We start from the raw sequence: 19,300 nt of genomic DNA, 5'->3' as shown, positions 1-19,300 counted from the left end.
TGTGTCGCACGGTTCCCCGCGTCCCGTCAGGCCGCCGCCCTCCCGCCGGCAAGATCATGATTCTCCTCCCGCGGGAATGCCCACGCCCGCACGGGCGTTGTGGAGTGTGAACACGAGGAGGAGCGGTCACTGTGCTTGATCCGCAGGGTTTGTACGCATGGGAGCCGAAGGGCCTGGCCGTCGTCGACATGGCGCTCGCCCAGGAGTCGGCCGGACTTGTCATGCTCTACCACTTCGACGGATACATCGACGCGGGCGAGACGGGCGACCAGATCGTCGACCGGGTGCTCGACTCCCTGCCCCACCAGGTCGTCGCCCGCTTCGACCACGACCGGCTCGTGGACTACCGCGCCCGCCGCCCGCTGCTGACGTTCAAGCGCGACCGCTGGGCCGACTACGAGGACCCCGCCCTCGAGGTGCGGCTCGTGCAGGACGCCACCGGGGCGCCCTTCCTGCTGCTGTCCGGCCCCGAGCCGGACGTGGAGTGGGAGCGCTTCGCCGCCGCCGTGCAGCAGATCGTGGAGCGGCTCGGCGTCCGCCTCTCGGTCAACTTCCACGGCATCCCCATGGGCGTCCCGCACACCCGGCCCGTCGGCCTCACCCCGCACGGCAACCGCACCGACCTCGTCCCGGGCCACCCCAGCCCGTTCGAGGAGGCGCAGGTGCCGGGCAGCGCCGAGTCCCTCATCGAGTACCGCCTGCTCCAGGCCGGGCACGACGTCCTGGGTGTCGCCGCCCATGTCCCGCACTACATCGCCCGTTCCCCGTATCCGGACGCGGCCCTGACGGTCCTGGAGGCCATCACGGCGGCGACCGGACTGGTGCTGCCCGGCATCGCCCACGCCCTGCGCTCGGACGCCCACCGCACCCAGACGGAGATCGACCGGCAGATCCGCGAGGGCGACGAGGACCTCACCGCGCTCATCGAGGGCCTGGAGCACCAGTACGACGCCGTCGCGGGCGCCGAGACCCGCGGCAACATGCTCGCCGAGCCGGTGGACATCCCGTCGGCGGACGAGATCGGTCAGGAGTTCGAGAAGTTCCTGGCGGAACGAGAAGGCGACAACTGATCCCAGGAGGACCTGGGCGAGGACCCTGTCAGAAGCAGGGCCTAAGCTGCGGGGCATGCTGAAGGTGGGCCTGACCGGCGGCATCGGTGCCGGCAAGAGTGAGGTGTCACGGCTGCTCGTCGCGTGCGGGGCCGTGCTGATCGACGCGGACCGCATCGCGCGGGAGGTCGTCGCACCGGGGACGCCGGGGCTCGCCTCGGTCGTCGAGGCCTTCGGCGAGGAGATCCTCGCCGCCGACGGCAGCCTGGACCGGCCCCGCCTCGGCGCCATCGTCTTCGCCGACGCGCAGAAGCTCGCCACCCTCAACGCGATCGTGCACCCGCTGGTCGGTGCCCGCTCCCGCGAGCTCGAGGAGGCCGCCGCCGAGGACGCGGTCGTCGTCCACGACGTCCCGCTCCTCACGGAGAACGGTCTGGCGCCGCTGTACGACCTGGTGATCGTCGTCGACGCGGCCCCCGAGACCCAGCTCGACCGGCTTATGCGGCTGCGCGGCATGACCGAGGAGGACGCCCGGGCGCGGATGGCCGCCCAGGCGACGCGTGAGCAGCGCCGGGAGATCGCCGACATCGTCATCGACAACGACGTCCCGCTCCGGGAGCTGGAGCAGCGCGTGACGGACGTGTGGGCCGAGCTGGTGCGCAGGTCGCAGGCGTCCCGGCCGTCTCCCGCGGAATAGCGGCACCCCCGGGGGGCGTTGAACCCGTGCAGTGAGGGAAGGACTGTGCCGTGCCCGAGACCAGCGGTTCGACCGGACGTACCCCGGAGACGCATGTCATCGACTTCCGTGCCGCCGAGCAACTCCTCGCGGCGCGGGACCCGCGGGGCGCGGTGAAGCTGCTCGACGGCGTCATCGCCACGCACCCCGAGAACACCGCGGCGCGGCTGCTGCGGGCGCGTGCCTTCTTCGCGGCGGCGCAGCTGAGGCCGGCGGAGCTCGAGTTCCAGATCGTCCTGGAGCGGGAGCCGGACAACGCCTTCGCGCACTTCGCGCTCGCCCGTACCTATGAGCGGCAGGGCCGCCCCGACCAGGCGAAACGCCACTTCCGCCTGGCGGCCGCGCTGGATCCGAATCCTGAGTTCCTGAAGGCCGCGCGCTTCGACTCCTGACCGGCCGCCCCCGTCTGCCTCAGGGGCGATCGTCCGGCGGCGGGTAGGGCGGGATGTCGGGGCCCGGCTGGTAGTGCGGGCCCTGGCGGATGTGCCGCAGGACGACGGCCAGGTCGATCGTGACGATCACCAGCAGCACACCGCAGGCGATGGCCCAGCCGGTCCGCCCGACGATCACGAACGCCACCGTCCCGAAGAGCGCCCAGAGCAGCCCCCACAGGCTCAGCCAGAAGCGCGCCCGCAGGGCACTGCGCGCGGTCCGCGGTTCACTGCCTGTACGCATCGTCGATCACCACTCCTGCTTGCAACGTACTCTTCGTGGCGAGGGTTCACCAAGGTCCACGGGGGGAGCCGCGCATGCTGCCGGACACCGACACACTGCCCGAGATCCTGCTCGACCTCGCGGTGCCGCACGAGGACATCAACGACCTGGTCGCCCTGCGGCGGACGCTCGCGGCGGATGCCGGGGCCATGAGGCTCCTGGGGGAGTGCGTCGAGGAGCTGGTGCGGGACATCGGAGAGGTCGGCGTCGAGGTGCCGCTCGCCGAGCGCGTCACCGAAGCCCCGGCCGCGCTGGGTGCGCACTTCGCCGTGTACGTGTTCGTCGCGGCGCTGCCGCACACGCGCGCGTACCACCGCGAGCGGGGTGTCCCGGCCGACGTCAGCCGCCGCACCCTCGCCGACCTGGGGCGGAACATGGCGTTCCACCGACGGCGGCGCGGCAGGGGAGGGATGGAGGTTCCCCAGTGGCTCACGCACCACTTCCGGGGCGAGCTGTTCCAGCTGGGACGGCTCCAGTTCGAGCGGGCCCGCCTCGGGCAGCGGACGGGGCGGGCGATGGCGGCGGCCGGGCTGGACGCGGCACCGGGGGAGCCTTGCCTGAACCTGCACATTCCGGACTTCCTCGGACCGCTGTCACCGGCGGCCTGCGACCGTTCCCTGGAGCTGGCGCGGGACTTCTTCGCCCGCCACTTCCCCTGGGAGCGGTACCGGGTGGCGGTGTGCCATTCCTGGCTGCTCGACCCGCAGCTGAAGCGCCACCTCGACCCGGACTCCAACATCGTCCGGTTCCAGGAACGTTTTCGGGCCGGCCGCGACCCCGGTGAGGAGCCGGAACAGGCGGACACCGAGCCCGTCCGGTTCGTCTTCGGAGACCCGGACCTGCCGGCCGCCGGCCTGCCGAGGCGCACGTCGGTGGAGCGGGCGGTGGGGGACCATCTGCGGGCGGGCGGTCACTGGTACATCGGGCACGGCTGGTTTCCGCTGTAGCCGTCCACGGTCCTCACCTCCCGGCGCCCACCGCCCCGTTCACTCGGTCGAGTGAAGACTGCCGTCGCGGGAACGGGCGTGCGGACGCGGCCCGTTGGACGGGCATGGAGAGCAAATTGCGTGAGGGGTACGAGGGGACGGGACCCGGGGACATCACCCCGGACGGCTGCGCGGTGGAGCTCTACTCACGGCTGCCCGTCGGGAACGAACCGGATGTGATCGCCGCCGCGGCGCCGCGCGGCGCGCACATCCTGGAGCTCGGCAGCGGGGTCGGACGCCTGACCCACGCCCTGCTGGACCTGGGCTTCACGGTCACGGCGGTGGACGAGTCCGCCTCCATGCTGGAGCGCGTGCGCGGCGCGCGGACGATATGCGGCCCGATCGAGGAGCTGGACCTGGGCGAGACGTTCGACGTGGTGCTGCTCGCGTCGTTCCTCGTGCACGCGGGAGACACCGAGGTGCGGCGCGGCATCCTGCGCACCTGCGTGCGTCATGTCGCGGAGGGCGGCGGCGTGCTGATCCAGCGCGAAGGCGAGGACTACCACGAGAACGTGCCGCGTGAGCGCAAGGACCCCGGCGGCTTCACCGTGCGGATCGCGTCGTCGGAGCCGGTGGGTGACGGGGTCAACTCGGTACGCGCCGAGTACGAGTTCCCGGACGCGGTCTGGACCCAGACGTTCCGCGCACGACCTCTGACGAAGGAACAGTTCGAGGAGGCGCTGGCGGAAGTGGGCCTGAAGGTGGACCGCTATCTGACAGAGGACCGGACATGGGTCCGGGCGGTGCCGGCGGTCTAGACGGCACCGGCGGAAAGGCGGCCCGGCCGAAGTCGCCCCGCGTCGGGCGATGAGTCCGGGCCCGTGGGGCGGTCTACCTCTCCGACACCAGCACGGACCGCTTTCCCCAGGAGACCTCCATGCCCAAGGCCACCGCTTCCGTCCCCGCCGTCGGTTCCACCCCGGCCGACGTCGTCATCGCCGAGTCCGCGACCGCTCGCGGGCGGCGTGCCCGGATCGCGCTGCGCACGCTGCAGGTGCTGCTCGCCCTCTTCTACGCGATCCCGAGCGCCCTGCCCAAGCTGATCGGGCACGCGTCGGCCGCCGAGTCCTTCGAGCGGCTCGGCTGGGGCAGCGCGGGGATGTACACCATCGGCGTGCTCGAACTGGCTGGAGCCATCGCCCTTTTGGTCCCGGTGCTCCAGTCGGTGGCGGCGATGGCGCTGGGCGCGTTGATGGTGGGCGCGTTCATCGTGCAGATAGCCGTCTTCGACGGCCAGTACGCGGCGACGCCGCTCATCCTGATCGTGCCGCTCGCCCTCATCGCCTGGGCGAGGCGGGGGCACAATGCCGACCTGGTGCGACTGCTGAGGCGACAGGCCTGACCGTCTCGCGTGCGACCGCGGCGGCGTCCGGGAGGCCGAGGGACTCCTCTCGGGCGCCGGCGTGCCGCTCGGTGTCAGGGCTTCGGCTTGCCGAAGCCGGGGCCGGCGCCAGGACCGGGGACCGGGCCGGGGCCGCCCAGGCCGCGGAGGCGTTCCAGCTCGCGGCGGTCCCGCTTCGTCGGGCGGCCCGCGCCGCGGTCGCGGATACCGGCGGGAGCGACGGCCTCGCGGGGCGGGGGCGGCGGGGAGTTGTCGATGTAGCACTGGGTGGCCACGGGGGCCCCGACCCGCTTGCGGATCAGCCGCGTGACGACGACGACCCGCTCGTGCCCCTCGTGCCGTAGACGCACCTCGTCACCGACGCGCACGGCGTGTGCGGGCTTCACGCGCTCGCCGTTGACGCGGACGTGGCCGCCCCGGCAGGCGGTGGCTCCCATGGAGCGGGTCTTGACGAGGCGGACGGACCAGATCCAGCTGTCGACGCGCACGGTCGTGCCGCCCTGCGGGCCCGCGGCCTCGGCAGTGGCGATCGCCGCGGCGACCTTGGGATCCAGGGCCTTCGTGTCGCTGTTGCCGGAGACGCCTGCGGCCTCGGAGGACTCGGGCGCCGTCTCTTCGGGCCCGTCCGTCCTTTCGTACTCCGCACCTTGAGAAGCCATGCCCCCGACCTTAGTCCTCCGGGTCGCCCCGCCGGGCGGGATATCGCCCTCCGATCCCGGTATGCCAAACAAGTTTTGCAAAAACTCTTTTGCGAATGAGCCGGGCGGCCTACCCTCCCGGCATGGACAGCGACGAGCACAAGCGCGTACTCGATCCCGAGCAGGACACCGCCGCCCTGAAGGCCCTCACCCACCCTCTGCGCATCCAGCTGCTCGGGCTGCTGCGGCAGGACGGGCCCGCCACGGCGAGTGAACTGGCCGCGCGGACGGGGGAGTCGTCGGCGTCGGCCAGCTACCACCTGCGGGTGCTGGCGAAGTACGCGTTCATCGCCGAGGCCGAGCACCGCGACGGGCGGGAGCGGCGCTGGCGGGCCGTGCACACCGTCACCTCCTGGAGCAACGAGACGATGGAGGCCACCGCGGCGGGCCGGGCCTTCGTCAGCCTGGCGCGGCGACGCCAGATCGAGCATCTGGAGAGGACCCTGGCCCGGCACGAGGCGGACATGGCCGCCGGACGGCTCGGCCAGGAGTGGGCGGAGCCGTCCGGGATCAGCGACCTCATGCCCCGGCTGACGGCCGAGTCGCTCACCGAGCTCTTCGGCACCGTCGCCGCGAAGCTGGAGGAGCTGACCGCCCGGGACGCGGACGATCCGCGTGCCGAGCACGTCGTGTTCCTCGCCGCCGGACTACCGCTCGCCGCGCACGACCCCACCGGTCCCGGCCCCGGGAACGCCGAGGCCACGGAGGACCCCGAGACCCCCAAGGCCCCCGATCACGAAGGCGCCTCGTGACGCGGCTGACGACCGAGCCGTCCGGGACACGGACCGCTCGCCGCCGGTACGTCGTCCTCTGCGCGCTCCTCTGGCTGCCGCCGGGCCTGGGCATGGCCACGATGGTCCTGCTGTTCGGCGAGCGCGGCATGTCCCTCGCCGCGATCGCGGGGCTGTTCGCCGCCCACTCGCTGACCGTGGCCGTGCTGGAGCTGCCCACGGGCGGACTCTCGGACGTCCTCGGGCGGCGGCCGGTGCTGGCCGCGGCCGGTGCGCTCAGCGGGGTCGCCTTCGCGATGGCCGGCCTCGGCACCACCGCCTGGTCGCTCACCGCCGGCATGGTGCTCATGGGCGCGGCCCGGGCCCTGGCCAGCGGTACCGCCGAGGCCTGGTACGTCGACACGGTCCAGTCGTGCTCGGGCCGCGGCGTCGAGCTGCGGACGGGTCTGGCCCGGGGCGGCTCGGCGACCTCCGCGGCGCTCGCGGCCGGCCTGCTGCTCGGCGGCGCCCTGCCCTGGCTGCTCGGCCTGGGTCCCGACGTCGGTGCCCGGCTGAGCGAGACGACGTCCGGGGCGGTGCTGCCCCTGTCCGTTCCCCTGCTGCTGGGAGCCGTGCTGCGGATCGTCTTCGTCGCGTACGTCCTGGTCGCCCTGCGGGAGCCGGCCCGGCCGCCGGCCACCCTGCGTTCCGTGCTGCGCGGTGTGCCCGTCACGGTGCTGGATGGACTGCGGCTGGGCGGCCGGGACGCGCTGGTCCGCCGGATCCTGCTCGCCTCCGCGGCCGCCGGCAGCGCCTTGGCCGTCATCGAACTGCTCGTGCCGAGCCGTACCGCCGCACTGACCGGCGCGACCGGCTCGGGGGCGATGGTCTACGCCGCACTGGCCTGCGCGGGCTTCGTCTGCTCCGGTGTCGGCAGCCACCTCGCGCCGCTCACGGCACGGATCGCGGGCGGCGGTGAACGGGCCGTGCTGGTCAGTCTCGTGGCCGGTGCGGCGGGCCTGCTGCTGCTCGGGGCAACCGCGTCCTCGGTCCATCCGTCGGCCACGGCCGTCGCGGTCGCCGGCTTCGGGCTGGTCTACCTCGGTCTCGGGGCGGCGGGCCCCAACGAGAACGACCTGCTGCACCACAGGGTCGCCGGCGCGGGCCGTGCCACCGCCCTGTCCGTCCAGTCCCTCGCCCAGCAACTGGCCGGCGCGCTCACCGGCCTGGCCGTCGGGGTGCTGCGCCCGGGCCCGTTGCCCTGGCTGCTCACAGGTGCCGTACTGCTGTCCGGGGCCCTGCTCTGGCTGCGACGGAGCGATGTGCCCCGGATCGACGAAGGGCCCGTGCGGGTCACCGGCGTCTGAGGCGGCGTAGCGGCGTGTCCGGGCCGCTCCCCGGTGATCTTGCCCCCGTGACGGCTCTGTCCCCACCTGCGCCTACCGTGGAGTGATGGATGCGAGCGGCCTTCCCCTCCTCGACCGGCGGATCGCGGACTGCCGGGCCTGCCCGCGGCTGGTGTCCTGGCGCGAGGAGGTGGCCCGCGCCAAGCGAGCCGCCTTCGCGGACTGGACGTACTGGGGCCGGCCGGTGCCCGGTTTCGGGCCGGCGGACGCCCGGCTGCTGATCGTGGGGCTCGCCCCGGCGGCCCACGGCGGCAACCGCACCGGCCGGATGTTCACCGGCGACCGCTCCGGGGACGTTCTCTTCGAGGCGCTGTACGACGTCGGTCTCGCCTCCCAGCCGACCGCCGTGCACGCCCATGACGGTCTGGAGCTGTACGGCGTGCGCGTCACCTCGCCCGTGCACTGTGCCCCGCCCGCCAACAAGCCCACCCCCGAGGAGCGGGACACCTGCCGCCCCTGGCTCGTGCAGGAACTGCGGTTGCTGCGGCCGACGCTGCGGGCCGTGGTCGTGCTCGGCGGCTTCGGCTGGCAGGCCGCGCTGCCCGCGTTCGCCGAGGCCGGCTGGCCCGTGCCCCGGCCGCGTCCGGTCTTCTCCCACGGCGCCCGGTACCACCTCGACGGCCTGGAGCTGTTCGGCTGCTTCCACGTCAGTCAGCGCAACACCTTCACCGGCCGGCTCACTCCCGCCATGCTGCGGGACGTCCTGCGGACGGCCGGGCGGGCGGCGGAGCTGCCGACCGAAGGCGGCTAGGGAGCCTCCTCGCCGAACAGGTGGCGGACCGTGGAGCGGTAGTTGGTCCGCACGTGCGTCAGCGCGTGCGCGCGGGCCCGTTCCGGGTCGCCCGAGGCGATGGCCTCGTACAACTCGCGGTGCTCCACGAGGAGCTGCGGCCACTCCTCGTTGCGCCGGGTCATCCAGCGCAGCCGGCCGGCGACCGGTTCCAGCGCCTCGGTCAGCAGGCTGTTGCCGGCCATGGCCACGACGCGGTCGTGCAGACGGCTGTTGACGTCGGTGATCACCTCGGCGTCCCCCGCCTCGGTGGCCGCGGCCGCACGGTCGATGAGCTCCCGGACCTCGGCCAGGTCCTCCCGCGTCGCGCGGGACGCGGCGAGCCCGGCGGCGTAGACCTCCAGGGCTTCCCGCAGTTCGAACAGTTCCTTGACGTCGTTCGGGGTGAGGCGGCGTACCACCGTGCGGCGGGGTGTCTCGAAGTGGACGAAGCCCTCGGCCACCAGCGCCCGGATCGCCTCCCGCACCGGTACGCGCGAGACGCCGAAACGCTCCGCCAGTTCACGTTCCACCAGGCGGTCTCCGGGACGGAGGCTGCCCGCGATGATCTCCTGGCGCAGATCGGCCGTGACGCGTTCGCGTACCGCTCCGAGGGGTTCGATCTTCGTCATGAAGCCCATCTTCGTCGACGGGAGGTGTCTTTTACCCAGCGTTAACAACAGGGACATCGGTCAGAACGGTTGACGGCGAGACCATGACGCAGTTTGGTATACCAAACACCTCGCAGGGCGGCCCCCACAGTCCTGCAGAGCAGTCCTCCGTCGTCCCCTTGCTCTGGAGGCCCCGTGTCCCTCGCCGACCGAGCCGCACCCACCGGCACACCCCCGTTCGTCCCGGACCCCCGGCTCACCAATGAAGACCTCGCACCCGCCGGGAAGCGCAACTGGAAGGTCTTCGACCTCTTCGCCATGTGGATGTCCGACGTCCACAACCTCGGCAACTACACCTTCGCCGCCGGGCTGCTCTTCCTGGGCATGAACGTCTGGCAGATCTTCACGTCCCTGCTCGTCGGATTCGTGATCATCTACATCGGCATGAACTGGATGGGGAAGATCGGCCAGCGACACGGCGTGCCCTTCCCCGTGGTCAGCCGGATCGCGTTCGGCATCTGGGGCGCCAACATCCCGGCGCTGATCAGAGCCGTGATCGCCATCATGTGGTACGGCATCCAGACCTACCTGGCCTCCGTCGCCGTCAACGTGATGCTGCTGGCGGCCTGGCCGGGCCTGGAGTCGTGGACGCGCAACTCCTTCCTGGGCCTGGACGCGCTCGGCTGGGTCTCCTTCGTCGCGCTGTGGCTGGTCCAGGCGGCGATCATCAGCCGGGGCATGGAGTCGGTCCGCAAGTTCCAGGACTTCTGCGGCCCGGCGATCTGGCTCGTGATGATCGCGCTGGCCGTGTGGATCCTCGCCAAGGCGGGCTGGACGATCTCGCTCACCTCGACCCCGCACCCGGTCTCCGTCGGCGAGCAGTGGCGCCAGTGGTTCGGCGCGATCGGCCTGGTCCTCGCCACGTACGGCACGCTGATGCTGAACTTCTGCGACTTCTCCCGCTTCGCCCCCGACTACAAGTCCGTCAGGCGCGGCAACTTCTGGGGCCTGCCCGTCAACTCCACGGCCTTCGTGATCGTGTCGGTCATCGTCACCGCGGGCGCCTTCGAGGTCTTCGGCAAGGAGATCACCGACCCGGCCTACCTCGTCGCCGAGATCGGCAACACCTGGGTGCTGGTGGTGGGTGCGCTGACCTTCGCCATCGCCACCATGGGCGTCAACATCGTCGCCAACTTCGTCTCACCGGCGTACGACCTCGCCAACGTCTGGCCGCAGAAGATCACCTTCAAGGTCGGCGGCATGATCAGCACGGTCGCGGCGCTGCTCGTCACCCCCTGGAACCTCTTCTCCAACCCGACCGTCGTCAACTACTTCCTCGGCGGTCTCGGCGCCTTCCTCGGCCCGCTGTTCGGCGTGATCATGGTCGACTACTACTGGGTCAAGCGCGGCCGCGTGAACGTGGACGAACTGTTCGACGCCTCTCCCGGCGCCCGCTACCACTACCGCGGGGGCGTCAACCCCAAGGCGCTGTGGGCGTTCCTGCCGGCGGCCGGTGTCGCGGCGGTGCTCGCGCTGGTGAAGACCTTCGGCGACGTCGCCCCGTACTCCTGGTTCATCGGCACGGCGCTCGCCGCCGGAATCTACGCCGCCCTGTGCCGTTCCGAGCGCGCCACCGCGGAGGTCTGAGAGACGTGCGGATCGTCGTCACCAACTGCAACACCACGCAGGAGATGACCGAGGAGATCGTGCGAGGTGCCCGGGCCGCCGCAGGCCCGGGCACCACCGTGACCGGACTGACTCCCGCCTGGGGGCCGGCGTCCGCGGAGGGCTGGCTCGACAGCTATCTGTCCGCCGTGGCCGTCCTGGACACGCTGCGGACCTACGACGGACCGCCGTACGACGCCGTGGTCATGGCCGGATTCGGGGAGCACGGACGGGAGGGCGTGCGGGAGCTGGTGGGCGTTCCGGTCGTCGACATCACCGAGGCCGCGGCACATCTCGCCTGCCTGCTGGGCCGCCGCTACGGCGTCGTGACCACCCTTGAGCGCTCGCGCGGCCAGATCGAGGACAGCCTGGAGACGGCGGGCGTGGCCCGGAACTGCGCGGCGGTCGTCGGCACGGGCCTGAACGTGCTCGACCTCGGCGACGACGAGCGGACCGAGACGGCGTTCCTGGCCGCCGCCGAACGGGCCTGCGCGGCCGGGGCGGAGGTCCTGGTGCTGGGCTGCGCCGGCATGACCGGGCTGCAGCGGGTGGTCGGGGAGAAGCTGGGCCTGCCGGTCGTGGACGGGGTCGCCGCGGCGGTCAGACTGGCGGAGACGCTGGTGGCGCTGGGGCTGACCACGAGCCGGGTGGGGAGCTATGCCGAGCCGCTGCCGAAACGGAGGGTGTGGGGAAGGCCCGCGGAACAGTAGCTCAGGCCGGACCGTCGAGGGGGACGTCGTCGCGGTGGGCCCCGTAGAACCCCGCCTGCCGGGCCATCACCTCCCGCATCGGCGTGCCCCGCGGGATGCCGTACACCGTGCCCGGGAAGTCCAGCGCCTCCTGGATCTGCCACAGTTCGTCGTGCTCCCCGGGTGCGAAGAGCCGTGCCCGGGGCGCGCCCGCCGCGATCCAGCCGATGGGCAGGACGGTGCCGGGCGGCAGCACCGAGTTGACGTGCAGCACGCTGTGGATCCGCAGCTCCGAGCCGGCTCTCGCCACGGCCCCCGGGAAGACACAGGCGCCGGTGGCCACGAAGACCTCGTCCTCCAGGGCCGCGCCGTTGACATGGGCGTGCGGGCCGACGAGCACCGCGTCACCGATCACGGCGGGGTGCGCGGACCGCCCCCGCACCAGCGCGTTCTCCATGACCACGACGTCCGACCCGACCCGCACCTCCCCGTCCTCCGCGGTGAGCACGGCCCCGTGCAGCACCCGGCTGCGCTCACCGAGGACGACGGCCCCGCACAGGACGGCCGTCGGGGCGACGTACGCGGACTCGGGGACGACGGGACGCCGCCCGCGGTGCTCGATCAGCATGGGACTCTCCTCAGGCGGACGACCCCTCGGGTACGACGGCTGTCGCCGTGATCTCCACCAGTTGTCCCGTGTACCCCAGACACGCCACGCCGATCAGCGTCGACGAGTGCGGACCCGCACTGAGGCCGGACGCCTCGACCACACTCCATACGGCGGACAGCACGGCCGGTTCACCGCTCACCACGTACACGTCGGTCGCCACGACGTGCGCCAGATCGCTGCCGACGGCGGCCAGCTGCTCCCGCAGATTGTCGATGACCTGCTCGGCCTGCCGCACCGGATCTCCGGGCCCGACGAGCGAGCCGTCGGGGCCCAGCGGTACGGACCCGGCGAGGAACGCCAGCCGCGTGCCGGCCTCCACGACGGACACATGGGAGTAGGCGGGCGGCGGGAAGAGGCTCGGGACGGTGACGCGGCGGATCACGTGAGGTCTCCGATCTACGGGCGGCGGCGACAGGACAACTCACCGATCATGAGGGGCCCGGCACGCGGCCGCACCCGTATTTCGGTTCCCGGCGGCCGGGCCGTCCCCCTACGCTTCCCTGGACCCCCACCTGCCCAGGAGCCCCCCGTGCCCGTCCCGGACCACACCTTCCTCGACACCACCGCCGACCGCCTCGCCGCTCTGCCCGCCGTGGAGGCCGTCACCCTCGGCGGCTCCCGGGCCCAGGGCACCGAACGGCCCGACAGCGACTGGGACCTGGCGGTCTACTACCGCGGTGCCTTCGACCCGGCCGATCTCCGCGCGGTCGGCTGGGAGGGCGAGGTCTGCGAGATCGGCGCCTGGGGCGGCGGCGTCTTCAACGGAGGCGCCTGGCTGACGATCGAGGGCCGCCGCGTGGACGTCCACTACCGCGATCTGGACGTGGTCGCGCACGAGGTGGCCGAGGCGGAGCAGGGCCGTTTCCGCGTCGAGCCGCTGATGTTCCACCTGGCGGGCATCCCGACGTACCTGCTCGTCGCCGAACTCGCGATCAACAAGGTGCTGCGGGGCGACCTGCCGCGCCCGGGCGTCTATCCGCCGGCACTGCGCGCAAGCGCCCCGGCGCACTGGCACGGCATGGCCACGGCCACCCTCTCCTACGCCAGGGCCGGACACGCCCCCAAGGGCGCCGTCACACAGGTCGCGGGGGCGATCGCCCTGGCCGCGACACAGACGGCGCACGCCCTACTGGCGGCGCGCGGGGAATGGGTCACCAACGACAAGGGGCTGCTGGCACGGGCGGGGTTGGGGGAGGTGGACGCGGTCCTGCGCACCCTCACGGACGATCCGGCCGCACTCGTCCGGACCGTCACCGACGCCGAGGAACTCCTCGCCCGCGCCGTGAACGCCGTCACCGCCGGGTGAACTGGACGCGGGTCGGCTGGACGACGTCCGGGCGCAGCGCGATGCCGTCGACGGTGAGCTGTTCGCCGTAGATGTCGGTGAGCCTGAGGGCGCCGCCGCAGCCGGTGCCGTCGGGGGAGAGGAAGTAGTTGTACTCGGTACGCGTCAGCCGGCTCCAGCCGCTGCCGGTCCTGACCTCCAGCCGGGCCAGCGGGTTGCGGTGGCCGAGTGCCTGGATGCCGCACCAGTGGCTGCTGGAGCCGGTCTTGTAGCGGATCGAGAGGTTCTCGGCCGTGCCGGGGCTCAGCAGGCTCCAGGTGACCGGTATCCGGCCCGCGGAGAGACCGGCGAGCTTCGCGAAGGCCTCCTTGCTGAGGTCGAGCTGGCCGGGGGCGCAGGGCAGCGGGCACTCGTTGGTGACGCGGACGGTGACGGAGGCGCCGCTCGCCGCGCGGACCAGGATGTACGCCCCGCACGCCCGGGACGTCTCGTAGTCGGCGTGGTTCATCGCCGCGACCATCAGGTCGGGGCTCGGGCCGTACAGGCAGGCGCCGTCACCGTCCTTGGCGTCGTAGTGGGTGGCGACACCGTTGTAGCTGGTCCCGGGCCTGATCCGGCCTGCCAGGGGCGCCGTGCCGGACGCCGGGCGCGGGGCGGAGGACCGGGTGGCGGCGGGCGAGGGCCGCGCCGGCGCGGTCGTCGGGGCGGGCGCCGGGGTGGAGGAGGCCGAGGCGGACGGGGAGGCCGTCGAGTGCTTCGGCGCCGGGGGCGTGGGCCTGTCGCTCGTCGGCGGGGCGCTCGGCCGGGTGCTGCCGGCCGCCGTCCGCACCGTGTCCGGTTCGCCGCCGGGGCGCAGGGCGATCACGAGGGACACGAGCAGCCCCACGGCTGCCACGGCGACGGCCCAGACGAGGGCCGTGCGCCGCTTGCGGAGGGGACGGCGGTGGGATGCGGATGCCACGGATCAGTCCTTCGAGTCCTTGCGTGGTTCAGGAGAACGCGCGCTCACGACTCACCAGTGGCCGCCGGGCCCGGAAAGGTTGCCGGGGCCGGCTCTTGATTGCGTACATAAAGAACGCCGGTTTCGAGCCGCCCGACACGTTCCGGAAACCTATCCTCCAGGAACCCCGCCTACCGTGGACAGCCACACCCCGCCCCGGCCGCCGTCGCCCGAAGGCTCACCCCTGCCCTCGTCGAGACGACAGGAGCCCCGTGTCCCGCCGCATCACCCCGCACCTTCCGCCCTGGCTCGCGCACGCCCTGCGCGCTCAGCGGGGGCCCGTGCCCTGGAACGCGGTGACGCGGGGTGCCCTGTCCGCCGGGCCCTTGCTGCTCCTGGCCGTCCGGACCGGCCTCACCTCCCTCGGCGTCGTCGCCGCCATCGCCGCCATGCTCGCCGGCATCAACGACCGGCCCGGGAGCCGGCGCGTCTCGGTCAAGCGGATCGGAGTACCCGCTCTGGGCGGTGCGGTGGGGCTCGTCGTCGGGACGTACACCGGGCAGGGGACCGGGGCGGTCGTGCTCACCGTGGTGCTCACCGCCGTCGGGCTCGTCGCCGGGGGGATGAGCGCCGTCGGGCCCGTGGCGTCAGCCGTCGGGACCCAGCTGCTCGTCGGCGCCGCCATCGGCGCCGGGATGCCCCTGCCGGAGCCCGGGTGGGAGCGTGCGCTCGCCTACCTCGCCGGAGCGGGGTGGCTGCTCGTGCTGCGGCTCGTCCTGCCCACGCCCGGCTCCCTGGCCGGTGACTTCCGCTTCGACGGGGAGCGCGAGGCCGTCGCCGGTGTCTACGAGGCCGTCGCCGAACTGCTCGACGCCGTCGGAGGGCCGGACGCCATCCGCCGCCGGGCCGCGCTGACCGCCGCCCTGGACCACGCCCAGGACGCCCTCGCCGGGCCCCGGCTGCGGAGGTACGCCTCCTCCTCCACCGAGCGGCGGCTGCACGCGCAGTACGCCGCGGCCCTGCCCCTCGCCGAGGCCGCCACCGCGCTCGCCTGGGCCGAGGAGGCCGTCGCCGAGCGGGCCTCCGAAGGCCCCCGGCGGCTCGCCGCCGCCGTACGCGGCAACACCCACACCGGGCCGCTGCCCGCCCCGTCCCGTGCGGCCCCCGCCCTGCGCGCCCTCGACGACGCCCTCCTGCACGCCGCCGAGGTGTTCGACCAGGGCAGGGGCGGCGATCTGCACACCCGGCCCCGCAGCGCAGGGGACCGGCTGCGCGCCGCCTTCGGCAGTGCCGGACGCGAGTACGGGCTGCGCGTCGCCCTCTGCTTCGGGGCCAGCTCGGCGGTCGCCCAGGCCCTGCACCAGAGCCAGTGGTACGGGCAGCACGAGCACTGGTACTGGCTGCCCGCCACGGCCGTGTTCCTCGTCAAGCCCGACCTGGGGCCGCTGGCCTCGCGGGTGCTGAACCGGGCCGCCGGGACCGTCCTCGGGGCGCTGCTCTTCGCCGGGTTCGCCGCCGTCCTGCCCCGCCCGGAAGGGCTCATCGCGCTCGTCGCCCTCAGCGGAGCGCTCATCCCCGTCGCCACCCGGCACTTCGCCGCCCAGACCGCCGTCGTCACGGTCCTCGTCCTCGCGCTCGTCATGGTCGGCGGCGAGCCCCAGGCCTCCGCCGGCCGGATCGGCGAGACGCTGCTGGCCTGCGCGATCGTGCTGATCGCCGGGCACCTGCCCATGCCCGGCCAGCGCGGCGGGGGAGTGCGGGCCCGGCTCACCACGGCGAGCGAGGCCGCGTACGCCTACCTCACGCACGTTCTCGACGAGGCCGACGCCCCGCGCATCGGGACCTCGGGCACCCCGTCCGACCACCGCGCCACCCGCTGGACCCTGCGCCGCGAGGCGTATCGCACCCTCGCCGAGGCCCGTTCGGCCATCTCTCTCGCCGCGCACGAACTCCCCGCACTCGCCCGGCACACCGAGGGCGCGGACGAGGTCGCCCACCTCCTCGAACGCCTCGTCGACACCACGACCGCCTGTGCCGTGCACCTAGACGACACGGGTCGCATCGGGCCCCACCACAAAGAACGCCTCACGGCCGTCCTCGCCGAACTCGCCGGGCGGGGAGAACGGGTGGGACTACGGCCGCCCCGGACGCCCCTCGCCGGATAGGGCGCCCGGCCCGCGGGGCCGTCCCCCGGGCCGGGGCCGTCCCCGCGTCGCCGCAGGCGCTCCGGCACCGGCGACCTGCTCAGCCGCCGACCCGTACCCACACCGGAGCGTGGTCCGAGCCGGGCTCACCCCGGCGCTCCACCGGATCCGGACCGACCGACGGCAGGCCGGGCGGGCCCTCGCCGGGCAGGCCCGTGCCCGCCGCCGTGGCCCGGCGCACCAGGCGGTGGCTCAGCAGCACGTGGTCGATCAGCTCGCGCCGCCCGGAGTTCACCCGGGACCAGCGCTGCCCGGGCGGGATGAGCGGGGCCACGTCCCACAGCCGCGTCGCGTCGCCGCGGTCGGCACGGTCGTAGCCCGGTGTCCCGATCTCCGAGCCGGGCGGGCCGAGCAGGATCTGCGTGGTCGCCGCCTGCACCTCGTCGTTCAGGTCGCCCAGTACGGCGACGTCCCGGGCCCGGCCGTCACCGGCCAGCAGTTCGTCCGCGAGGGCGCGCAGGGCCGTCGCCTCGGCCGCCCGCCGGTACAGGGCGTAGGCGCCGTAGCGGGCCCGTTCGCCCTCGTCGCGCGGCTGGAACCGGCCGTCCGGATAGGACAGCAGCTTCGACTTCAGGTGGCAGACGGCCACCCGCAGCGGCCCGTCCCCGCCCTCGACCTCCACCGCCAGGACGCCCCGCCCCGCCTGACCCGCCGTCAGCCCCGCATCGTCCGCCTGGACGGGACGCAGCTCCGCCGGGAACGCCCGTGTGTCGGCGACCACCGTCACGGCCGTACGGCTCAGGAACCCGACTCGTATGCCCCGGCTGTCCGCATGCTCGGACAGGGCGACGTGCCAGTCGTCGTCGAGCATCCCGGCCAGGTCCTTCAGGGCCTCGGGGTCCCCGACCTCCTGCACGCCGAGCAGGGTCGGATCGAGTTCCGTGATCACGGCGGCGAGCGCGGCGAGCTTCGCCTCGTACCCGGCCTCGTCCTTCGGGCCGTACGGGCCGCCGGGCCGGTAGAGATTCTCCAGATTCCAGGTGCCGAGGAGCATGCCGGGCTCCTTTCAGAAGCCGACAGACGGGGTGGTGAGGCCAGGGTGCGCCCCCTGCCCGCCCCGCGACAGTGCCGTGACGGGATGTGCGGTTCGGCCCATGCCGCCCTACGACGCCGTCGTACGTCGGCGTGGTGACGCCTTCTGCCGCGGACACTCCCGCCGAGCTCATCATCAGCGCATGTACCGTCCTCGCGCACGACGATCAAGAGGTGATCGGTTCGCGCGGGACGCCGCGATCATCGTGCGCGACGGCGCCGTCGAGGCGGTCACGACCACCACCGAGGCCGCGGTTCTGCCCGCCGCCGAGCGCATCGGTGCCTCCGGCCAGGTCGCCCTGCCCGGCCTGACCAACTGTCACACGCACGCGCCGATGGTCGCGCTGCGCGGCCTCGCCGGGGACCTCCCCACCGAGGAGCGGTTCAACGACGTCGTCTGGCCGGGCGGGTCCGGCCTCACGGCGACGGACGTCGAGCTGGGGGCGTGGCTCGCCCGCGCCGAGATGATCCGTGCGGGCGTCACCTGCTTCGCCGGCCACTACTTCGCCATGGACGCCGTCGCCCGGGTGGTCGCCGAATGCGGCCTGCGGGTGCTGCTCGGCGAGGCGTCCTTCTCCTCGCAGGGCCCCGAAGGCCGGGAGCGGTCGCTGGAGTTCGCGCTGCGGCACCGTGGCGCGGCCGACGGCCGGATCACCACCGCGCTCGCGGCACGCGAAGACGTCGCGGACAATCTCCCGGGCGCCGATGAGTTCCCGCTCTCCCGCCGGTCACCACCCCGGACGGACCGTTGCCACAGGAGGGCCCAGGTCGCTTCCGGAGATCGTCTCGCGCGGCCAGTGGCGTGCGGCGCGCGCGGAACTGCTGCACAAGGAGAAGGCCGCCACCCGCGCGCGGGACGCGCTCAACGCCGAGCGGCACGCACTGCCCATGGTGGAGGTCGACGAGGAGTACGTGTGCGAGGGCGGTGGGGGCAAGGCCACGCTGCTCGACCTGTTCGAGGGCCGGCGCCAGCTCGTCGTCTACCACTTCATGTTCGCGCCCGAGTGGGACGTGGGCTGCCGCAGCTGCTCCGGATTCCTGGACCAAATCGGGCATCTCGCCCACCTCAAGGCTCGTGACACCTCGTTCGCGGCCGTGTCCCGCGCCCCTACCCGAGGCTCCTGCCGTTCAAGGCGCGGATGGGCTGGATGCTGCCCTGGTACTCGTCGTACGGCAGTGCAACCGCGACTTCGAGGTGACCCTCGAGCGCGAGGGCGAGCCCGTCGAGCGGCCCGGCCTCAGCTGCTTCCTGCGGGACCGCGACCGGGTCTTCCACACCTACTCGACGTACGAGCGCGGTCTCGACGGCCTCGGCTCGACCACCAGCCTGCTCGACCTCACCGCACTGGGCCGGCAGGAGGAGTGGGAGGAGCCCAAGGGGCGCGCGTCGGCCTTTGGTGCGCCTGCGGGAAGTGAGCGCATCCGGTATCACGATGAGTATGACGACTGATACGGAAAGTGACATATACGCCAAGAGGCTGAGAGCTTGGTCACACTTGGCGGTGAACGCGTGTCAACTACGTCTCAGAACCGTCACTTCGCGAGCCGTTCACCCCATGGTTGGCGTTTAACTCTACGAGTACAGCGCTACATGGAGGTGCAGGGTGAACGGGCGAACGGTGCTCGAACGCTTTCCCGCCGGTGGGCCGCGCGGCTCCTGGCCTGCGGAGGAGTTCGCGCAGGCGCGGCGTCGGGAAGGCCTGCCCGCCGAGGTCGTCATGGACCTCGCCACGGACATGTTCCTGGTGATCGTGCGCAGCGGGGACGTGGCCGACGCCACCGCCTGACGTGTGC

General features: G+C 73.0%; 21 protein-coding genes and 2 pseudogenes. 16 read left to right on the top strand and 7 right to left on the bottom strand.

Translation table 11 applies throughout. The annotated features are described in order from the left end of the window. Positions 1 to 131 precede the first annotated feature (131 nt). The 3 genes from ACFY9E_RS31970 to ACFY9E_RS31960 are packed head-to-tail and all read left to right on the top strand — an operon-like array spanning position 132 to position 2,177. Positions 132 to 1,070: a PAC2 family protein gene (locus ACFY9E_RS31970; RefSeq protein WP_390989831.1), complete on the top strand. Its 939-nt coding sequence runs from the start codon at positions 132 to 134 to the stop codon at positions 1,068 to 1,070. Between the two features lie 55 nt (positions 1,071 to 1,125). After that, positions 1,126 to 1,746: a dephospho-CoA kinase gene (gene coaE, locus ACFY9E_RS31965; protein ID WP_390989828.1), complete on the top strand. Its 621-nt coding sequence runs from the start codon at positions 1,126 to 1,128 to the stop codon at positions 1,744 to 1,746. A 50-nt stretch (positions 1,747 to 1,796) separates the two neighbouring features. Further along, a complete protein-coding gene (locus ACFY9E_RS31960) occupies positions 1,797 to 2,177 on the top strand; it encodes a tetratricopeptide repeat protein (protein ID WP_283969766.1) in 381 nt (126 codons plus the stop codon). Positions 2,178 to 2,196: 19 nt separating this feature from the next. On the opposite strand, the gene ACFY9E_RS31955 is transcribed toward ACFY9E_RS31960, so the two are convergent. Further along, a complete protein-coding gene (locus ACFY9E_RS31955; RefSeq protein ID WP_390989825.1) occupies positions 2,197 to 2,460 on the bottom strand; it encodes a DUF6343 family protein in 264 nt (87 codons plus the stop codon). A 74-nt stretch (positions 2,461 to 2,534) separates the two neighbouring features. Between ACFY9E_RS31955 and ACFY9E_RS31950 the strand changes: the two genes are divergently transcribed. The 3 genes from ACFY9E_RS31950 (at position 2,535) to ACFY9E_RS31940 (ending at position 4,827) form a co-directional block, all read left to right on the top strand. Next, positions 2,535 to 3,446, top strand: coding sequence for an acyltransferase domain-containing protein (locus ACFY9E_RS31950; RefSeq protein ID WP_390989822.1), 912 nt, complete (start codon positions 2,535 to 2,537; stop codon positions 3,444 to 3,446). A gap of 104 nt (positions 3,447 to 3,550) precedes the next feature. Next, positions 3,551 to 4,243: a methyltransferase domain-containing protein gene (locus ACFY9E_RS31945; protein WP_390989819.1), complete on the top strand. Its 693-nt coding sequence runs from the start codon at positions 3,551 to 3,553 to the stop codon at positions 4,241 to 4,243. A gap of 119 nt (positions 4,244 to 4,362) precedes the next feature. Continuing rightward, complete coding sequence (locus tag ACFY9E_RS31940) at positions 4,363 to 4,827, top strand: DoxX family protein (protein WP_390989817.1); 465 nt, start codon at positions 4,363 to 4,365, stop codon at positions 4,825 to 4,827. Positions 4,828 to 4,901: 74 nt separating this feature from the next. On the opposite strand, the gene ACFY9E_RS31935 is transcribed toward ACFY9E_RS31940, so the two are convergent. Next, positions 4,902 to 5,486 carry a S4 domain-containing protein gene (locus tag ACFY9E_RS31935; RefSeq protein WP_390989814.1) on the bottom strand — a complete coding sequence of 195 codons (585 nt, stop codon included), beginning with the start codon at positions 5,484 to 5,486 and terminating at the stop codon, positions 4,902 to 4,904. 122 nt (positions 5,487 to 5,608) lie between these two features. Between ACFY9E_RS31935 and ACFY9E_RS31930 the strand changes: the two genes are divergently transcribed. The 3 genes from ACFY9E_RS31930 to ACFY9E_RS31920 all read left to right on the top strand — a co-directional run bounded on the left by ACFY9E_RS31930 (position 5,609) and on the right by ACFY9E_RS31920 (position 8,392). After that, positions 5,609 to 6,277: a helix-turn-helix domain-containing protein gene (locus ACFY9E_RS31930; protein WP_390989811.1), complete on the top strand. Its 669-nt coding sequence runs from the start codon at positions 5,609 to 5,611 to the stop codon at positions 6,275 to 6,277. Then, entirely contained in the window at positions 6,274 to 7,602 is a 1,329-nt protein-coding gene (locus ACFY9E_RS31925) for an MFS transporter (protein WP_390989809.1), read from the top strand. The genes ACFY9E_RS31930 and ACFY9E_RS31925 overlap by 4 nt, the downstream gene beginning before the upstream one ends. 85 nt (positions 7,603 to 7,687) lie before the next feature. Further along, positions 7,688 to 8,392, top strand: a complete 705-nt coding sequence (locus ACFY9E_RS31920; RefSeq protein WP_390989806.1) for a uracil-DNA glycosylase family protein — start codon at positions 7,688 to 7,690, stop codon at positions 8,390 to 8,392. Here ACFY9E_RS31920 and ACFY9E_RS31915 read toward each other — a convergent pair. Continuing rightward, complete coding sequence (locus tag ACFY9E_RS31915; RefSeq protein WP_390989804.1) at positions 8,389 to 9,042, bottom strand: FCD domain-containing protein; 654 nt, start codon at positions 9,040 to 9,042, stop codon at positions 8,389 to 8,391. The genes ACFY9E_RS31920 and ACFY9E_RS31915 overlap by 4 nt on opposite strands. Positions 9,043 to 9,216: 174 nt before the next feature. Between ACFY9E_RS31915 and ACFY9E_RS31910 the strand changes: the two genes are divergently transcribed. After that, positions 9,217 to 10,668: a cytosine permease gene (locus ACFY9E_RS31910; protein WP_390989801.1), complete on the top strand. Its 1,452-nt coding sequence runs from the start codon at positions 9,217 to 9,219 to the stop codon at positions 10,666 to 10,668. A 5-nt stretch (positions 10,669 to 10,673) separates the two neighbouring features. Further along, the gene (locus ACFY9E_RS31905; RefSeq protein WP_390989799.1) at positions 10,674 to 11,396 is read left to right on the top strand and encodes an aspartate/glutamate racemase family protein; all 723 of its coding nucleotides are present in this window, start codon (positions 10,674 to 10,676) and stop codon (positions 11,394 to 11,396) included. Between the two features lies 1 nt (position 11,397). Here ACFY9E_RS31905 and ACFY9E_RS31900 read toward each other — a convergent pair whose 3' ends face one another. Both ACFY9E_RS31900 and ACFY9E_RS31895 read right to left on the bottom strand, forming a co-directional pair. Then, positions 11,398 to 12,003 carry a gamma carbonic anhydrase family protein gene (locus ACFY9E_RS31900; RefSeq protein ID WP_390989797.1) on the bottom strand — a complete coding sequence of 202 codons (606 nt, stop codon included), beginning with the start codon at positions 12,001 to 12,003 and terminating at the stop codon, positions 11,398 to 11,400. Positions 12,004 to 12,013: 10 nt separating this feature from the next. After that, the gene (locus ACFY9E_RS31895) at positions 12,014 to 12,427 is read right to left on the bottom strand and encodes a Rid family hydrolase (protein ID WP_390989794.1); all 414 of its coding nucleotides are present in this window, start codon (positions 12,425 to 12,427) and stop codon (positions 12,014 to 12,016) included. A 147-nt stretch (positions 12,428 to 12,574) separates the two neighbouring features. On the opposite strand from ACFY9E_RS31895, the gene ACFY9E_RS31890 reads away from it, so the two are divergent. Then, entirely contained in the window at positions 12,575 to 13,351 is a 777-nt protein-coding gene (locus tag ACFY9E_RS31890; RefSeq protein WP_390989792.1) for a nucleotidyltransferase domain-containing protein, read from the top strand. Here ACFY9E_RS31890 and ACFY9E_RS31885 read toward each other — a convergent pair. Continuing rightward, positions 13,338 to 14,291: an expansin EXLX1 family cellulose-binding protein gene (locus ACFY9E_RS31885; protein WP_390989789.1), complete on the bottom strand. Its 954-nt coding sequence runs from the start codon at positions 14,289 to 14,291 to the stop codon at positions 13,338 to 13,340. The two genes, ACFY9E_RS31890 and ACFY9E_RS31885, sit on opposite strands and share 14 nt — an antisense overlap. A 251-nt stretch (positions 14,292 to 14,542) precedes the next feature. Here ACFY9E_RS31885 and ACFY9E_RS31880 point away from each other — a divergent pair, with 251 nt between their 5' ends. Then, a complete protein-coding gene (locus ACFY9E_RS31880; RefSeq protein ID WP_390989786.1) occupies positions 14,543 to 16,435 on the top strand; it encodes an FUSC family protein in 1,893 nt (630 codons plus the stop codon). A 79-nt stretch (positions 16,436 to 16,514) separates the two neighbouring features. Here ACFY9E_RS31880 and ACFY9E_RS31875 read toward each other — a convergent pair whose 3' ends face one another. Further along, the gene (locus tag ACFY9E_RS31875; RefSeq protein WP_390989783.1) at positions 16,515 to 17,468 is read right to left on the bottom strand and encodes an endonuclease/exonuclease/phosphatase family protein; all 954 of its coding nucleotides are present in this window, start codon (positions 17,466 to 17,468) and stop codon (positions 16,515 to 16,517) included. Between the two features lie 134 nt (positions 17,469 to 17,602). Between ACFY9E_RS31875 and ACFY9E_RS31870 the strand changes: the two are divergent. The 3 genes and pseudogenes from ACFY9E_RS31870 to ACFY9E_RS31860 form a co-directional block, all read left to right on the top strand. Continuing rightward, positions 17,603 to 18,174, top strand: a pseudogene (locus tag ACFY9E_RS31870) (amidohydrolase family protein); the annotation flags it as partial. Between the two features lie 37 nt (positions 18,175 to 18,211). Continuing rightward, a pseudogene (locus ACFY9E_RS31865) lies at positions 18,212 to 18,956 on the top strand (DUF899 domain-containing protein). Positions 18,957 to 19,110: 154 nt separating this feature from the next. Next, positions 19,111 to 19,293, top strand: coding sequence for a hypothetical protein (locus tag ACFY9E_RS31860; RefSeq protein WP_184912631.1), 183 nt, complete (start codon positions 19,111 to 19,113; stop codon positions 19,291 to 19,293). The last annotated feature ends 7 nt before the right edge of the window (positions 19,294 to 19,300 follow it).

The sequence above is a fragment of the Streptomyces sp. NPDC012466 genome, from assembly GCF_042955215.1.
Lineage (GTDB): Bacteria > Actinomycetota > Actinomycetes > Streptomycetales > Streptomycetaceae > Streptomyces.
This window is presented reverse-complemented; position numbering and strand designations above follow the sequence as displayed.

Coding starts and splice junctions, on each gene's coding strand:
- coaE (WP_390989828.1), top strand. CDS start 1,126: ATGCTGAAGGTGGGCCTGACCGGCGGCATCGGTGCCGGCAAGAGTGAG.
- ACFY9E_RS31955 (WP_390989825.1), bottom strand. CDS start 2,460: ATGCGTACAGGCAGTGAACCGCGGACCGCGCGCAGTGCCCTGCGGGCG.
- ACFY9E_RS31950 (WP_390989822.1), top strand. CDS start 2,535: ATGCTGCCGGACACCGACACACTGCCCGAGATCCTGCTCGACCTCGCG.
- ACFY9E_RS31945 (WP_390989819.1), top strand. CDS start 3,551: ATGGAGAGCAAATTGCGTGAGGGGTACGAGGGGACGGGACCCGGGGAC.
- ACFY9E_RS31940 (WP_390989817.1), top strand. CDS start 4,363: ATGCCCAAGGCCACCGCTTCCGTCCCCGCCGTCGGTTCCACCCCGGCC.
- ACFY9E_RS31935 (WP_390989814.1), bottom strand. CDS start 5,486: ATGGCTTCTCAAGGTGCGGAGTACGAAAGGACGGACGGGCCCGAAGAG.
- ACFY9E_RS31930 (WP_390989811.1), top strand. CDS start 5,609: ATGGACAGCGACGAGCACAAGCGCGTACTCGATCCCGAGCAGGACACC.
- ACFY9E_RS31920 (WP_390989806.1), top strand. CDS start 7,688: ATGGATGCGAGCGGCCTTCCCCTCCTCGACCGGCGGATCGCGGACTGC.
- ACFY9E_RS31915 (WP_390989804.1), bottom strand. CDS start 9,042: ATGACGAAGATCGAACCCCTCGGAGCGGTACGCGAACGCGTCACGGCC.
- ACFY9E_RS31900 (WP_390989797.1), bottom strand. CDS start 12,003: ATGCTGATCGAGCACCGCGGGCGGCGTCCCGTCGTCCCCGAGTCCGCG.
- ACFY9E_RS31875 (WP_390989783.1), bottom strand. CDS start 17,468: ATGCTCCTCGGCACCTGGAATCTGGAGAATCTCTACCGGCCCGGCGGC.